14 protein-coding genes and 2 riboswitches are annotated in these 16680 nt (G+C 47.6%); of the genes, 10 read left to right on the top strand and 4 right to left on the bottom strand.

The window, feature by feature from the left end:
- Positions 1-106 precede the first annotated feature (106 nt).
- The 4 genes from Q7Q81_RS00155 to Q7Q81_RS00140 form a co-directional block, all read right to left on the bottom strand.
- A complete protein-coding gene (locus Q7Q81_RS00155) occupies positions 107-658 on the bottom strand; it encodes a substrate-binding periplasmic protein (protein ID WP_368502093.1) in 552 nt (183 codons plus the stop codon).
- 13 nt (positions 659-671) lie between these two features.
- Positions 672-887 (bottom strand): transporter substrate-binding domain-containing protein, encoded by a 216-nt coding sequence (locus Q7Q81_RS00150; protein WP_304272740.1) that lies wholly within the window; start codon positions 885-887, stop codon positions 672-674.
- A gap of 163 nt (positions 888-1050) precedes the next feature.
- A complete protein-coding gene (locus tag Q7Q81_RS00145) occupies positions 1051-1995 on the bottom strand; it encodes a cation diffusion facilitator family transporter (protein ID WP_304272737.1) in 945 nt (314 codons plus the stop codon).
- Between the two features lie 75 nt (positions 1996-2070).
- A riboswitch (NiCo riboswitch) is annotated at positions 2071-2165 on the bottom strand.
- 177 nt (positions 2166-2342) lie between these two features.
- Positions 2343-3317, bottom strand: a complete 975-nt coding sequence (locus Q7Q81_RS00140; protein ID WP_304272733.1) for a M14 family metallopeptidase — start codon at positions 3315-3317, stop codon at positions 2343-2345.
- Positions 3318-3571: 254 nt separating this feature from the next.
- Between Q7Q81_RS00140 and Q7Q81_RS00135 the strand changes: the two genes are divergently transcribed.
- The 10 genes from Q7Q81_RS00135 to feoB all read left to right on the top strand — a co-directional run bounded on the left by Q7Q81_RS00135 (position 3572) and on the right by feoB (position 16680).
- The gene (locus Q7Q81_RS00135; RefSeq protein WP_304272731.1) at positions 3572-4879 is read left to right on the top strand and encodes an MATE family efflux transporter; all 1308 of its coding nucleotides are present in this window, start codon (positions 3572-3574) and stop codon (positions 4877-4879) included.
- Positions 4880-4982: 103 nt separating this feature from the next.
- Positions 4983-5111: riboswitch (cobalamin riboswitch) on the top strand.
- 107 nt (positions 5112-5218) lie between these two features.
- Entirely contained in the window at positions 5219-6160 is a 942-nt protein-coding gene (gene nikB, locus Q7Q81_RS00130; RefSeq protein WP_304272728.1) for a nickel ABC transporter permease, read from the top strand.
- A gap of 6 nt (positions 6161-6166) precedes the next feature.
- On the top strand, positions 6167-7003 hold the full coding sequence (nikC, locus tag Q7Q81_RS00125; protein WP_304272726.1) for a nickel transporter permease: 837 nt from the start codon (positions 6167-6169) through the stop codon (positions 7001-7003).
- An 82-nt stretch (positions 7004-7085) separates the two neighbouring features.
- The gene (locus Q7Q81_RS00120; RefSeq protein WP_304272722.1) at positions 7086-8657 is read left to right on the top strand and encodes an ABC transporter substrate-binding protein; all 1572 of its coding nucleotides are present in this window, start codon (positions 7086-7088) and stop codon (positions 8655-8657) included.
- 30 nt (positions 8658-8687) lie between these two features.
- Positions 8688-9482, top strand: a complete 795-nt coding sequence (locus Q7Q81_RS00115) for an ABC transporter ATP-binding protein (protein ID WP_304272719.1) — start codon at positions 8688-8690, stop codon at positions 9480-9482.
- On the top strand, positions 9472-10452 hold the full coding sequence (locus Q7Q81_RS00110) for an ABC transporter ATP-binding protein (protein ID WP_304272716.1): 981 nt from the start codon (positions 9472-9474) through the stop codon (positions 10450-10452). The genes Q7Q81_RS00115 and Q7Q81_RS00110 overlap by 11 nt, the downstream gene beginning before the upstream one ends.
- A gap of 1001 nt (positions 10453-11453) precedes the next feature.
- The gene (locus Q7Q81_RS00105) at positions 11454-13826 is read left to right on the top strand and encodes a heavy metal translocating P-type ATPase (protein ID WP_368502092.1); all 2373 of its coding nucleotides are present in this window, start codon (positions 11454-11456) and stop codon (positions 13824-13826) included.
- 243 nt (positions 13827-14069) lie between these two features.
- The gene (locus Q7Q81_RS00100) at positions 14070-14279 is read left to right on the top strand and encodes a FeoA family protein (protein WP_363186546.1); all 210 of its coding nucleotides are present in this window, start codon (positions 14070-14072) and stop codon (positions 14277-14279) included.
- A gap of 17 nt (positions 14280-14296) precedes the next feature.
- A complete protein-coding gene (locus tag Q7Q81_RS00095; RefSeq protein ID WP_021720435.1) occupies positions 14297-14518 on the top strand; it encodes a FeoA family protein in 222 nt (73 codons plus the stop codon).
- 14 nt (positions 14519-14532) lie between these two features.
- The gene (gene feoB / locus Q7Q81_RS00090) at positions 14533-16680 is read left to right on the top strand and encodes a ferrous iron transport protein B (protein WP_304272710.1); all 2148 of its coding nucleotides are present in this window, start codon (positions 14533-14535) and stop codon (positions 16678-16680) included.

Here is a 16680-nt window from a genome sequence, read left to right as displayed (position 1 = left end):
GTTAGCCGGCTTTAGGAGTGCCGGCTGATAAGGAGTATTATAAAAAGAGTATTGTAAGGGGTGTGATATATATAAGCTATTAGCTTTTAGCTGAGTTAGGGGTGTATCAGGACTGTTTTTCGATATCGCCGAAGTAGAATTTGATGAGTCGTTTGTATTCGCCGCTCTTTTTATAGTCGCTCAAAGCAACGTTAAACTTTTTAATCAGCTCTTCATTTCCTTTTTCAGCATAGACAACAAGATCATCCTGGCGTTCGGAATGTCCTACTACCTCAAGGCATTTGTCGCTGTCGGAGTGAGTCATGTAATAAGCAGTAGTCAGGTTACCGCAGATAGCGTAATCAGCTTCGCCGGTTTCTACTGCATGTAAAGCGCTGGCATTTTCCGGATATTCAACAATGATGCTGCCGGGGAAGGATTTTGCAACGCGTTCAGCAGATGCACCTTTTTTTATAGCAACCTTACGGCCGTTCATGCTGTCGATGTCTGCTTTAAGGTTACTGCCTTTTTTGGCAACGATGGAGAAAGCAGCTTTAGCATAGGAATCACTTGCAGCATAATCAATGGAACGTGCCTTGGTTTTACTGAAGTTGTTCATGGCAATATCATATTTCTTATGATTCAGACCGGGCAGAAGTTCGTCGAACGGGGTATTGATAAATTCAACTTTGTCATAGCCCTGCTACATCGTTGATTAAATCAATATCAAAGCCGGTAAATTTGTTTTGCTCCTTAAGATAAAGCTCAAAGGGCGGAGAAGCAGGTGATGTTGCCACACGCAACACCTTGTCGGCAGCAGGTGCTTGCGCTGCCTGTTTATCGCTGCCGCAGCCGACTGATAAAAGCAGGCACAGCATGCTGACAAGAATAAATAACATCTTTTTCATTAGCAGATACCTCCATACATTTATTGGTGAATACCACAATATACATGAGCAATCATTCATTAATTAATTGCCTAAATTATATATCCCCTTAAGAGTTCTTGTCAAGAGGGTGTATCGAGAAAAATTTTAAAAATTTATTTTGCATGAAGTAAGCGGTTTTTGCTTAATCATTCTGATTGTGCGGACGCAAGTCCGGAGGCAGCATAGTGCAGGCTTCATGGCTGTCCTCGCTCAAAGGGTTGACATGCACCATGCAGTGCTTTACCAGCGGGAAGTTGGCTTCAACGGCAGTGTGGACCATTTCAGCGATGTGATGTGCCTGCAGCAGGGTAAGGTTATCCTTGACGCTGATTTCAATATCAACGTAGATACGGCTGCCGAAAAGACGGCTGTGCAGACTGTCGAGATGCTCTACGCCGGGAACGCGGGAAACAAGCTCTTCTATAGCGGTTGCCGTTTCTTCATCACAGCTGCGGTCAACCATCTTGTCCATAGAGTCCTTGAATACCTCATAAGCAGCATATAAAATCATAACGCAGATTACCAGGCTGGCGATGGGGTCTAAAATAGGATAGCCCATGCGTGCGCCAAGAATACCGATGAAAGCGCCTACGGAGCTCATAGCGTCACTGCGATGATGCCATGCTTCCGCCATCAGGGCGCCGGAATTGATTTTTTGTGCGGCGTTGCGGGTGTACCAGAACATTGCTTCTTTAGCAACAATGGAAATAATTGCTGCCCACAGAGCAAGCTGGCCGGGAACCTCCAACTCAGCCGGGTCGCCTACGATTTTTTCGTAACCGCTGTAACCGATAAGCAGGGCGATAATCGTCAGAATTATTGCCAGAAGAATAGCTGCAATGCATTCGATACGCTCGTGGCCGTAAGGATGCTCTTCATCCGAAGCCTTGTTGGAAAATTTTACGCCGGCCATAACAATGAGGGTACCGAAAACATCGGACGCAGAGTGGATACCGTCAGAAACCATAGCGGCGGATTGGGCGACGAAACCGGCAATCAGTTTACCAAGCGACAAGAGCAGATTACCGATAATACTGTTGATGGAAACAATCATAGCGATTCTTTCAGCATCGTTTTCAAATTTCATAATAAAACCTCCTAAAGTGGTCTTTGCATTTGTGCAGGCCTTTTACATATAAAAAACGCCTGCGAGATAGTAGTTAACTGTCCCGCAGACGTTGAGTCAAGGTCTGCTGCCCAGAGGGCCCGGCTGCAAAAACCCGGAAGAAGGTTTACCGCCTGATCAGTTTGTACTGTAGCTAAATTGCAGTGCAAAGAGATTATCTGAATTATAAGCGGTTAGCAAAGGCTTTGTCAAGCGGTTTTTGCAAAATATTTTACAGTTTTTAGAGAAAAAATTCCTGCATAGAGATTAAGTGCTAACTTAAGCAGGAGGATACCTATGGCTAATCGATAAAGGCCATCAAGCAATTTTTATTCTTCGTCATCAAATTCCTTGATGGTGCCGTAGGCTACAAGAATAGTACCCTTGGGAGATGCCAGTGCCGGGCAGACGTAAAGGATTACACCTGTCTGCTCTGCGTAATAGGTTGTCAGCGTGTTGCCGAAAACGTCGGTGATGCGTCCCAAAACCTGGCCTTCCTCAACAAAGTCGCCGCTGTGAATATGGTGCAGCCAGCAGCCTGTTTCCAACGCTTCCAAATAAATAAGGTTTTCTACATCACGCGGAGAGTGATGGCGTGGCTTTACAGGTAGGGAGAACATTTTCAGTTTGCGCAGGATATTGCGGATATCATCCTTGTAGGCTTCGATATCCTCGTGCAGGCAGAGGCCGGCACCGCCGCGTTCAATAAGAATAGAAGGAAGTCCGGTGCTGGCGGCGTAGTTATAGGCACCGCCCGTTGCCAACGAGCGTACCATATATTCCAGATCGAGTACGCGTGCCACGGAGCGTGATTTCTTTTCTACTTCGGCAGTAGGCTGGCCGGGATAGTAAACGTAGGGATGCAGGCTTTCGTGGATATCACCGCTGTGCATGTCTACATAAAAATCAGCAATCGGGAAAAAGTTGTTGCTGATTAAATATGCAGTTTTATCGGCAAGCGTTCCCGTGGGATCGCCCGGGAAAACGCGGTTCAGGTTTTTGCCGTCTTCGGGCACAATCATTTCGCGGCGTGCCCAAAAGCCTTGGATATTGACAGGGTGCATCATAATCAGGCGGCCGGTAACGTGCTCGGGCTCAATATCGCGGCCCAGCTCCATTGCTGCTGCGATACCGGGATATTCGCCGCCATGGATGCCTGCGGTAATAAGCAGTGTAGGGCCATCGTTTTCGCCGTTGATAATAGTAAGGGGAATTTTTACATTGGTGTCCGGTACGGGCAGGTATGTGCGCAGCTTAGTGCCGCGTTCGATAGTCAGTCCGCATATATTTAGTGTTTCAGACATGTGCTCACTCCTTTGATATATTTCTCATACTTTTTAAAATAATTTTTCTATTAGCGTCAGCTAACTGAAGCCTAAAAAATTAAGCAATAGCGTATAAATTTTTCTTTTGCGAAGAATGGCAAATTTTCCGCAGAAATATTTTTGGCAATTGCTGCTTTTTTACTTGCAATAAATTATAACATATGATAAGCTATTCACACAAGATGTTTTTTAAAAATAAAATTTAGTGCGAATAAACAAGGGGGACAGATAAAGTGAGCCTGCTGACTGATAGGGAATACTTGGGACTGACAGTACCATTTATGCTGTCGACAATGACACAGCCGCTGATGGGTGCGGTGAATACGGCAGTTATGGGACAGCTTCCGGACCCTAAATATATTGCAGCAGTTTCTCTTGGAGCTATCTTGTTCAACAATTTATATTGGTTATTTGGTTTTTTACGTGTGAGTACTACCGGTTATGCGGCACAGGCCTTTGGCGCTGCCGATAAAAGACTTGGTATGCTCGCCTTTTTTAAGCCCTTGGTTCTGGCAATGCTGATAAGTGCCTGCTGTATTTTGTTTCAAAAGCCCATATTAGAGCTGTATTTGGCTATGATTGGTGCTGCTCCCGAGGTCAACGAGCTGTGCCGCGATTATTATTACATTCTTATCTGGGGTGCGCCGCTTGTTTTGGGTAATTATGTAGCCCTTGGTTGGCTCATGGGCCAGACGCGGGTGCGGGCGAGTGTGTTTATGCAGGTTTCCATGAACGTGCTGAACATGGCGCTGAGTATCTGGTTTGTTTTTTGGCTGCATATGGATATTACGGGCGTGGCTTTTGCTACTTTGCTAAGTCAGCTTTACGGCGGTATCTTGAGCGTAGTACTGATGTACTATTACGGTGATTTTGATTACAAGGCGTTGCCTTGGAGCGAGCTGCTGGATTGGCGTGAGTTTATCGGCATGTTGCAGGTGAATGTCAACCTGATGATTCGCACAGCCTGCCTTCTGACTGTAAATAACATTATTGCGGCAGTCGGAGCTTCCTTCGGTACTGTGGTGCTGGCAGCCAACGCTGTACTGCTGCAGCTCAAGGATATAATGAGCTACCTGATTGATGGTATGGCGAACGGCGCGGCGATTTTCAGCGGCCGTGCGGTAGGTGCAAAGAACGGCAAGCTGTTTGCCGCTACCATAAAAATGACCTTCAAATGGCTGGTAGTGCTGGCCGCTATCCTGATGCTTGGTTACCATTTGAGCAATGAATTCTTTATCCGCCTGTTTACCAATATCGAAGAGGTTGTAGCGATGGCTATGACCTACAATGTTTTCGTTTTGTTCTATCCTGTCTGCGCCGGTATCGGCATGGTACTTTACGGAGTTTTCTGCGGAGCTACTCAAACCGCACCGGTACGCAACATGATGCTGATGGCACTCTTAGTATTTTACCTTTTGCAGTGGCAGCTGGTGCCCATTTGGGGCAACAGCGGACTGTGGCTGGCCTTGCTGGGCTTTATGCTGTCTCAGTCAATAATACTTTTATTCTATTTGTCTTCTTTGAAAAGAAGGTTTGCCTAAGCAACCATTTTGCAACAAATTTGTTGCAAATTATGAGAACTAGTGTTATTATAAATTTATAAGTGTTAGCTTATTCTTTTTTGCCGATATAAGGAACTTTTACAAATCTATACTCTTCTGAGGTGCCTGCCTATGCAGGTAATAATCGGAATACGGTGCAAATCCGTAGCGGTCAAGCCACTGTGATGCCGCAAGGCTAAGTCAGGTTGATTTCCTCAGTTGATATATTCCTGCTAGCGACGGAAATATATATAATTACAATTGTGCACATTGTAAGTATGTACCCTTTCTGCGCTCTTTTGCAGGAAGGGTAATTTTTTTTGATGGAGATGATGTGCTTTGACGAAAAAGCAGCTTCTGTCCCGTTTGGGACAGATCATCCTTGTTCTGCTGGGTATCAGTTTTATTACCTTTGCTTTGGTAATGCTGGCCCCCGGTGACGTTGTTCGCCAAATGATTGCAGGTAACGAGGATATTATTGTAAGCCAGGCTGAAATTGATGCACTGCGTGCTGAATTAGGTCTGGACAAGCCCTTCTTCTTCCAATACCTTGACTGGTTAGGAAGAGCTTTACAGGGCAATCTCGGCTTCTCTTACATGGTTAAAAAGCCTGTAGTTGAAGCACTTATGGAGGGCCTTCCCGGTACTATCGTACTTTCTTTGGCTTCTCTGATTATGATGATGGTGGTAGCAATTCCTGCCGGCATCTACTCTGCCGTAAAGCGTGGCAGCATGGTTGATAATATCGTGCGCGGCTTCACTTTTATGGGCGTATCTATGCCCGGCTTCTGGGTAGGCCTGATGCTGCTGTGGTTTTTTGGTCTGAAGCTGGACCTGCTTCCCATCGTTGGTGGTGAAATCGGTATTGATACCTTGATTCTGCCGTCCCTGACACTGGCTATCGCTATGGCCTCCAAGTATACCCGTCAGGTACGCACGGCAATTCTGGAGGAGCTGCATCAGGACTATGTTGTCGGTGCACGTGCTCGCGGTATGAGCGAAAGCCATATCCTTTGGAAAGAGGTTCTGCCGAACGCTCTGTTGCCGCTGATTACTTTGCTTGGTTTGTCTTTAGGTAACCTTCTGGGTGGTGCTGCGGTTATCGAGATGGTTTTCCAATGGCCCGGTCTTGGCCGTATGGCTATTGAAGCTATCACCTACCGTGACTTCCAGTTGGTACAGGGTGTAGTTGTGTGGATTGCGTTGATGTATATGGTTATCAACCTCATTGTTGATATCTCTTACAACTATCTTGATCCGCGTCTGAGAAAGGTAAGGTAAAAGCAGATGGAAACAATTATTAATGGTTTTAAAACCAACCGTGCTTTTGCCGTAACCTCTGTTCTGGTGCTTTGCCTGCTGCTGATAGCAATCGCAGCTCCGGTAATTGCTCCTTATGACCCGACTCATGCTGCTATGAAAGATGCCTTTTTGGAACCCGGTGCACAACATCTTTTTGGTACAGATAAGTTAGGCCGTGACTGCTTCAGCCGTGTGCTGTACGGCGCACGTGCTTCTTTGACAGGCGTATTGGTTCTGGTAGCTAGCGTATTTGTCGTAGGTACTACGATGGGTGTTGTTTCCGGCTACTTTGGCGGTAAGGTTGATATGGTTATCATGCGTATCTCTGATATGATGATTTCCTTCCCCGGTATGATTTTGGCGATTGCAATCGCCGGTATTATGGGCGGCAGCCTAGTTAATGCAGTATTTGCGCTGACAATTGTCAGCTGGACCAAATATGCACGATTGGCCCGCAGTATGGTTTTAAAGGTAAAACGTCGTGACTTCGTAGAAGCAGCCATCGTTAACGGCGGTACCTCGCCGCATATTCTGTGGGTACATATCCTGCCCAATATTTTGCCGATGATGGTTATTACCGCAGCAGCAGATATTGGTGCTCTGATGATGGAGCTTGCAGGTTTGTCCTTCCTGGGCTTTGGCAGCCAGCCGCCTGCTCCTGAATGGGGCCTGATGCTGAACGAGGGCCGTCAGCAGCTGCAGACTGCTCCGTGGCTGATGTTCTTCCCTGGTCTGGCAATTTTTGTTACCGTAGTAGTGTTCAACCTGTGGGGTGATAATCTGCGTGATGTGCTTGACCCGCGTGGTGATGTTGAAGATTAAGGCTTACTTGGTGAAGCTTTGATTTTCAGATATGTTTTACGTTTTTTGTTTAACTTGAGTATAAGAAATGGAGAGATGTACAATGAAAAAATCCTTAAAATTTACCGCAGCAGCGGCTATGATCGGCTTAATGGCATTTGCAGCAGCAGGCTGTGGCGGCGACAAAAAAGCAGCTGTATCCAACGAAGTAGTAAAATTTGGTGTAACCAACTTTGCTGATAACCTGGATCCTGCTGATAATTTCTTCAGCTGGGTTGTAATGCGTTACGGCCTTGGCGAATGCTTGGTTAAATTCGACGAAAAAATGAATGCTGTTCCTTGGCTGGCTGATAAATGGACCATTTCTGATGATAAGCTGACTTGGACCTTCCACATCAATGATAAGGTTTGCTTCTCCAATGGCGATAAGCTGACTGCTGAAATTGCAAAAGAATCCATTGAAAGAACCTTCAAGCTGAACACCCGTGCTCAGTCCATCTTCCAATATGATGAAATTAAGGCTGATGGTCAGAACCTGATTATCAAAACCAAAAAACCGACCCCGACTCTGCCGGGCATGCTGGCTGATCCTCTGTTTATCATGATTGATACCAAGGTAACCGGCCGTGACATCAAAAAAGAAGGTCCTATCTGCACCGGTCCTTATGTTGTAAAATCCTACAGCAAGGCTAAAGCAGTAATGGTTGCTAACGAAAAATACTGGAATGGCAAGGTTCCGTTCAAAAATGCTGAAATCCCGACTATCGACGATCCTAATACCCGTGCTATGGCACTGCAAAAAGGTGAAATCGACTTCGCTATCAACATTGCAGCAGGTGACCTGCAGCTGTTCAAAGACAAAGCTAAATATAACATTTCCGAAATTGCTTCCCTGCGTACCGTATTGGCTCAAATCAATATGAACGAAGGCAAACCGCTGCATGATCCTAAGGTTCGTGCTGCTCTGATTCAGTGCCTGGACCGCGAAACCTATAACAAGGTTCTGCTGAAAGACACCTTTATTCCCGGTAAAGCACCTGTTCCGCCTTCCTTGGACTATGGCTTTGACCAACTGAAGGATCCGAATGCTTACAATCCGGAAAATGCTAAGAAGCTGCTGGCTGAAGCAGGCTGGAAGGATACCAACGGCGACGGCTATGTTGATAAAAACGGCAAGAACCTGGAAATCGACTTCGTATTCTACAGCGGCCGTGCCGAGCTGCCTCTGTATGCAGAAGCTACCCAGGCTGACGCTAAGAAAATCGGTATTAAGGTTAACATGAAGAACGTTGACTATAACGTACTTGACCCGATGCGCCGCAACGGTGAATTCGACCTGATTATCTCCAACATTCTGACTGCTAACACCGGTGACCCGGAAGTTTACCTGAACTGGTACTGGAAGAGCAATATCAACGGCAGCCAGCCGCAAAACTCCACCGGCTACAGCAATCCGCAATACGATGCACTGTCTGATAAGCTGGCTGTAGAATTTGATCCTGCTAAACGTCGCGATTACATGATTCAAATGCAGCAAATCCTGCTGGATGACGGCGCAGCTCTGTTCTTTGGCTATCCGAAGACCAACATGGTATCCAAAGCAGGCCTGGCTAACGCTAACATCTTCCCGGCTGACTACTACTGGCTGACTAAAGATGTTTGCCCGAAACAATAATTAATAAAGAAATAAAGAGGTAATTGTTCAATGCTTCTTGAAGTAAAAGATTTAGACATCAGCTACGGTGACAAGCTCACCGTAACCGGTGCCAGCTTAGAATTGGATAAGGGTGAGATTATGTCCATCGTCGGCGAGTCCGGCAGCGGCAAAACCACCGTTATCCGCGCTATTATGGGCTGCCTGCCCGGTGCCGGCCGTGTTAGCCGTGGCAGCATCATCTTTGACGGCAAGGATGTATTGCAAAATACTCCTGAAGAGTGGCGCAAAATGTATGGCAGCGAGATGTCCATGATTTTCCAGGACAGCGGCAACATGATTAATCCTATCCGCCGCATCGGCCAACAGTTCATTGACTACGTTCAGGCGCATCAGCCGGACAAGTCTAAGGACCAGGCTTATAAGATGTGCTGTGATATGCTGACTAATGTGCGTCTGCCGAACCCGGAAAATATTATGAACAGTTTCCCGTTTGAGCTGTCCGGCGGTATGCGTCAGCGTGTAGGTATCGCTATGGCCATGATTTTCAGCCCGAAAATCCTCCTGGCTGACGAACCTACCAGTGCGTTGGACGTAACTACTCAGGCACAGATTATCCGTCAGATTGTTGATATTCGTGACGAATACGGCGTTGCCGTTATTATGGTTACGCATAACTTGGGCGTTGCTTCCTACGTATCCAACAAGCTGATGGTTATGAAGGGCGGTCATGTTGTGGAATATGGTAAGCGTGAGGACGTTATTGCTAATCCGCAGGATGATTATACAAAACAACTGCTTAATGCAGTTCCGGTCATAGGAGGTAAGACGTATTATGAGCAATAATGAAAGACCAGCCTATGAACGTGCTAAACTGGTACTGGAGATTAACCATCTTACCAAAAAATTCGCAGTTGACGGCGGCAAATTCCTGACTGCCTGCAATGACATCAACCTGCGTGCATACGAAGGCCGTACCCTGGGCATCATCGGTGAATCCGGCTGCGGTAAGAGTACACTGGTGCGTACTCTGCTGCGTATTCACCCTGCTACCAGCGGTGAAGCAATTTTCGAAGGCCATGATTTGATGCAGTCCAAGGGTGAACAGCTGCGTCAGGACAGAAAGAACATCCAGATGGTGTTCCAGGATCCTACTGCTGCTTTCAACCCGAAAATGCTTGTTAAGGATATCCTCACCGAGCCTTTGAAAAACTTCGGCCTGATTAAAAACAGCGAGGTAGACGCCAAAGCAGCAGAGCTGCTGGAAATGGTTGAGCTGCCTGCTGAATTCAAGGACCGCTATCCGCACAGCATGTCCGGCGGTCAGCGTCAGCGTCTGGGCATTGCCCGCGCTCTGGTACTGGAACCGAAGATTATCGTGTGCGATGAAGCGACCAGTGCGCTGGACGTTTCCGTACAGGAAAAAATCTGCGAGCTGCTGTGCCGCATTCAAAAAGAAAAAAATATTACCTACCTGTTCATTGCCCATGACCTCGGTCTGGTAGACCTGATGTGCCATCAGGTTGCGGTAATGTACTTGGGTAACGTAGTAGAATGGCTGGAGCACGGCCGCATTGCAGAACAATGCAAGCATCCGTACACTAAGGCGCTTATGGGCGCTGTATTTAAGGTAGACTTCAAGCCGGGCGAAAAGATTGAGCCTTTGGAAGGCGAAATCCCGAGTCCGCTGGACCTGCCGCCTGGATGCCCCTTTGCCAGCCGCTGCGAGCACTGCACCGAGCATTGCGTGCAGGTTAAGCCTGAGCTGAAAGAGGTTGAGCACGGCCATTGGGTTGCCTGCCATCTGTTTGACTAATATAGTCATAAAGCGATATGCGTAAGCATAGAGCTTCTTTAAAAGTAATTTTCTCCATCAATTTTTATAGTGGGTACAGCGAATGCTGTACCCATTTTTTTCTTAGGAATTTTTATCACTAATTTTACGAGTGAGTATTGACTCATACGTTATTTGTGTTATAATATAGGTATCAAAGAGTTTACTGAAAGGTGTTATCACCTTTCCTATTATTTTTTACACTATATATGAATAGATACTCATATGAAGAGTGAGACAACCTGAAAAGAAAGGTGGTAGATACAATGAAGAAAGATTTGGAAGATATCCGTAACGGTTCCGGCGATGTAAGAGCATTTCGTCATATTGACGGTCATATCAATAGCGTAGAGGATTACAGCAAGCATCCGGAAGGCTGCACCTGCGGTCACTGCGGCAAGGACCATGATCATAAAACTATGGGACATGTGCCTAAGCATACTCATGGTGATGCTTGTGGTTGCGGACACGATCATGAACATGACCATAAAGAGCATTCCCATGAGCATGGCGATGATTGCTGCTGTGGTAATGAACATGAGCATGAAGATGAAGAACACGCTCACGCACACGCGCACGGCGACGCATGCGGTTGCGGACATGACCATGAGCACGAGCATGCTCACGAACATTCCCATACACACGGCGAAGAGTGTGGTTGCGGACATGATCATGAGCACGAAGAACACGCTCACGCACATGGCGACGAGTGTGGCTGCGGACACGACCACGGCCACGAGCACGAGCACGCACACGCACATGGTGACGAATGCGGTTGCGGTCACGACCACGGCCACGAACACGAACATGCTCACGCACATAGTGACGAATGCGGTTGCGGTCACGACCATGGCCACGAACATGCTCATGTACACGGACACCACGTTCCCGGTCATCCTGCTGACTGTAATTGTGAAATCTGCCATCCGCATGAGGAGTACTGCGATGTATGCGGCGAGAGCCTGGCTAATTGCACCTGCCGTATGCCGGATGCCGATAAGGTAAAACGCGTATATATTTTACAAAATCTTGGCTGTGCTAACTGCGCTGCTAAAATGGAATATAAAATCAAAGAGCTGCCGGGCGTAACCTATGCCAACGTAAGCTTTGCTACCAAGCAGCTGCGCCTCAGCGCTGCCGACCACGAGGCTTTGCTGCCGGAAATTCAAAAAATCTGCACATCTATTGAATCCGACGTATTGGTAGTACCGCGTGACCGCCGTCCGCAATTAGGCGGCAAGAGCAGAGTATATTTGGTGAAAAATCTGGATTGCGCTAACTGCGGTGCCAAGATTGAACGTGCGCTGAACGCTATGCCTGAGATTGATGAAGCAATCCTGACATTTACTACGAAAAAGCTGCGCGTAAGTGCAAAAAATTACAATGGTCTGCTGGAGAAAATGCAGGCTGTAACCGATAAGACAGAAGAGGGCGTTGTGCTGCTGGAGGCTGAAAGCAAGCCTTCTCTGGCGCCCGAGCTGGAGGAGCGCAAAAAATCCGGCGGTATCCTTTCCGAGCTGAGCGAAAAGCAGACGATTATCGAAATCGTGCTGGGCGGTGCTGTGTTCATCATCACAGAATGGCTGGGACTGGTGCCGGAAGCGTACCATATGTACTTCCTGATTTTTGCATATATTCTGCTTGGCGGACGCATTGTGCTGACTGCCTTGAAGAATATTGCTAAGGGTAATGTTTTTGACGAAAACTTCCTCATGACCGTTGCAACATTGGGTGCGTTTGCAATTCAGGCTTGGGAAGAGGCTGTTGGCGTTATGTTCTTCTATCGTGTGGGCGAATATTTTGAGCAGCGTGCGGTAGAAAAGAGCCGTGGCCAGATTATGGACGCTGTTGACATGCGTCCGGAGGTTGTCAACCTGCTGGTAGGCGAAGAGGTGAAGGTTATTCCTGCCGCTGACGCACATGTAGGCGACATTCTGCTGGTGCGCGTAGGCGACCGTATTCCTCTGGATGGTGTTGTTATCGACGGCGAAAGCTTGGTAGATACCTCCCCGGTAACCGGTGAACCTGTGCCTGTAAAACGCAAATATGGCGATGAGGTTGTTTCCGGTTGCGTAAATACCTCCGGTATGCTGAAAATCCGTGTAGAAAAGGTTCTGGAGGAGTCCATGGTTACCCGCATTCTGGACAGCGTGGAGAACGCTGCTGCCAGCAAGCCGACCATCGACCGCTTCATTACCCGTTTCGCACGTATCTATACTCCGTTTGTTGTTGCTGCCGCAGTACTGACTGCCGTGATTCCGTCCCTGATTACCGGCGACTGGAATAAATGGATTTATACTGCGCTGACCTTCCTCGTTATCAGCTGCCCCTGCGCATTGGTGCTGAGCGTGCCGCTGGCTTTCTTCTCCGGCATCGGCGCCGGCTCCAAGTACGGCATTCTCTTTAAGGGCGGCGTTGCTATGGAGGCTTTGAAAAACATTGCTGCCGTAGTTATGGATAAAACCGGTACCGTTACCAAGGGTAACTTTGTACTGCAGAAGGTTAATGCTGCCGAAGGCATGAAAGCTGACGAGCTGCTGCGCCTGTGTGCAAGTGCTGAGCTTGTTTCTACCCACCCGATTGCCGTAAGCATCGTAGAGGCTGCCAAGGCTGAAAAGCTGGAGATGGTACGCCCCGATAAGTTTGAAGAAATTGCCGGCGAAGGCCTGGTTGCGTACTTTGGCGCACGCAAAGTCCTGTGCGGCAATACAAAGCTGCTGCAACGCTTTAACGTTGAATACGGCGGCTATACTCCTACCGAAAGCGGCAGCGAGGTGCTTGTTGCCGACAATGGCTTATACATGGGCCAGCTGCTGATTAACGATACTCTGAAGGAAGATGCCAAGGAAGCAATTGCTTCTTTGAAGGCACAAGGCCTGGTAACCGCTATGCTCACCGGCGATGCGCAGAAGGAAGCGCAGGCTGTGGCTAAGGCAGCAGGTATTGATGAGGTACGCGCTCAGCTGCTGCCGCAGGATAAGCTCAGCGAGCTGAATATGCTGCGCAACAAGTACGGCCCGGTTATGTTCGTTGGTGACGGCATTAACGATGCGCCTGTATTAGCCGGTGCGGATGCCGGCGCTGCTATGGGCAGCGGTGCAGATGCAGCGATTGAGGCTGCTGATGTTGTCTTCATGAATTCCGAAGTGAAGGCTATTCCGCAGGCGATTGCTATTGCGCGTGCAACCGGTGCGATTGCCTGGCAGAACGTAATTTTCGCTCTGACTGTTAAGGTTATCATTATGATTGCAGGTCTCATGGGCTATGCTTCTATGTGGGCAGCAGTCTTTGCGGATACCGGTGTATCTTTGCTGTGCGTGCTGAATTCTATCCGTATTCTCTACAAAAAGATATAATAAAAAGCTATAGCTAATATGCTAATTTGGTTTACGTCGGCTGACTATAAAGTCAGCCGATATTTTTTGTAAACATAACAGCATAAGCTAACCAATTTTGTAAATTAGCGTAGGATTTTACAAAAAATGCTTGACAAAAATTTATAGCTGACGTAAACTTTCAATAGTAGTTAGGAATGCCTAACTGCTAAAAAAATCGTGTCAAGTTAGTATCTGCTAACAAATTCTTTGGAGGGAATTATGATGCCTTTATTAATGGCCCGTCGCGGCGAGACTAACAAAATCAGCGCTGTTCGCGGCAAGGATGAAATCAAACGCTTTCTGGCTAACCTGGGCTTTGTAGAAGGCTCAGCTGTAACTGTTATTTCTGAAATTGACGGTAATCTTATCGTCAATGTGAAGGATGCCCGCATTGCCCTGAGCAAGCAGATGGCAGCCAAAATATTTATCTGATGCAAGTGGAGGATGTTATGAAAACATTAAAAGAAGTTCCTGTTGGTGAAACAGTTACCGTTGCTAAGCTCGTTGGCGAGGGTGCGGTAAAAAGACGTATTATGGATATGGGCGTGACTAAAGGTGTGAGCGTATTCGTACGTAAGGTTGCACCGCTGGGTGACCCGGTGGAGGTAACTGTGCGTGGTTATGAGCTGACACTGCGTAACGGCGAGGCTGAACACATCGTTGTAGAATAATTTGGAGGGAAAAGATGAAACAGATCAAGATTGCCCTGATTGGTAACCCTAACTGCGGCAAAACAACAATGTTTAATGATTTGACCGGTTCTAACCAATATGTTGGTAACTGGCCTGGCGTAACTGTAGAGAAAAAAGAAGGCAGCCTTAAAGGTCACGATGATGTAATTATTACCGACCTGCCCGGTATTTATTCCTTGTCTCCGTACACTTTGGAGGAGGTTGTTTCCCGTAACTATCTGCTGCAAAATGATGTTGACGGTGTACTGAATCTGGTTGATGGCTCCAACATTGAACGTAACCTGTACCTGACTACTCAGGTTATGGAGATGGGTTATCCGGTAACGATTGCGTTGAATATGATTGATATTGTGCGCAAGAACGGCGATAAGATTAATACTGCTAAGCTGGCTGCCGAGCTTGGCTGCGAGATTGTGGAAACCTCCGCACTGCAGGGTGAAGGTACCGGTGAGGCTGCCGAAAAAGCAATTAAAGCTGTCGGCGGTGCTGCACCAAAATATATGCGCTTTAGCAGCGAGGTAGAGGCTGCTCTGACTGCGATTGCCCGCGAAGCCGGCAACAAGGTGCACGGTATGAGCGAGCGCTGGCTGCTGGTAAAGCTGTTTGAGCGTGATAAGAAGATTGCTGATGCTTTGGGCCTGAGTGAAGGCGAGCAGGCTAAGATTGAAGAAATCGTTGCAGCCTGCGAGGAAGCGCTGGATGATGATGCCGAAAGCATTATTACCAACGAGCGTTATAACTACATTGGCGAGCTGATGAGCAATGCAGTTGTCAAAGGCCATACCGGTCTGACTATTTCCGATAAAATCGACAGCATTGTAACGAACCGCTTCCTGGCTCTGCCGATTTTCGCAATTATCATGTTCCTGGTTTACTACATTGCTGTAGAAACCGTAGGTACTGTTGTAACCGATTTCACCAATGATACACTGTTCGGCGAATGGATTCAGCCTTGGGTGCAGGAGCACATGGAGGCTGCCGAATGTGAGGATTGGCTGGTATCTCTTGTTGTTGACGGTATTATCGGCGGCATTGGTGCACCGATTGGTTTTGCTCCGCAGATGGCGATTGTCTTCCTGTTGCTGAGCTTTTTGGAGGACTGCGGTTATATGGCACGTGTAGCCTTTATTATGGACCGTTTCTTCCGTCAGTTCGGCATGAGCGGCAAGAGCTTCATTCCTCTGCTGATTTCTGCAGGCTGCGGTGTACCGGGTATTATGGCTTCCCGTACTATTGAAAATGAAACCGACCGTCGTCTGACTATCATGACGACTACCTTTATCCCCTGTGGTGCTAAGCTGCCTGTTATTGCTTTGCTTTCCGGCGCAATTATGGGCGGTGACTGGTACATGGCACCGATTATGTACTTTGTCGGCTTCTTCGCTGTAATTACTGCTTGCATCATTCTGAAAAAGACTGAGCTGTTTGCCGGCGATCCTGCTCCGTTTGTTATGGAGCTGCCGCCGTACCATCTGCCTGCTGCTAAGAACGTGCTGCTGCATACCTGGGAGCGTGTTGCAGGCTTCCTGAAAAAAGCCGGTACTATTATCTTCCTGTGCTGCGTTGTTATGTGGTTCCTGGCAAGCTTTGGTATTGATGAAGGCTCTGTTGTTATGGTTGATACTGAAAAGAGCTTTGTTGCCTACATCGGTAACGGTCTTGCTCCTATCTTCGCTCCTCTGGGCTTTGACAGCTGGCAGGCTGTGGCTGCTGCTTTCTCCGGCTTTGTGGCTAAGGAATCTATCGTCAGCACGATGGCTATTCTTTCCGGTCTGGCTGATGCAGCTGAGGATGAGCCTGATTTGTGGACTGCTGTTATGGCGTTCTTCCCGAGTGCTGTTGCAGCGTTCTCCTTCCTGGTGTTCAACCTGCTGGATTCTCCCTGCCTGGCAGCGATTTCCACTATGAGCCAGGAGATGAACAGCAAGAAGTGGACCTGGGCAACTATCCTCTTCCAAAACCTGTATGCTTATAGCATGTGCCTGATGGTTTACCAGTTCGGCAGAGTATTTGTCGGCGGTGAAGCATTCAGCTTCGGTACTGCTGTAGCTGTTGTTTTCCTGATTGCGTTCCTGTATCTGCTCTTCCGTCCCGCTAAAAAGTATGATAAAGAGACTGTTATGAGCGTTGATGCAAAATAA

This window comes from Phascolarctobacterium succinatutens (genome assembly GCF_958453765.1).
GTDB classification, from domain to species: domain Bacteria; phylum Bacillota; class Negativicutes; order Acidaminococcales; family Acidaminococcaceae; genus Phascolarctobacterium_A; species Phascolarctobacterium_A succinatutens_B.
Note: the sequence above shows the minus strand (reverse complement) of the source record. Positions and strands in the feature narration are given on the sequence as shown.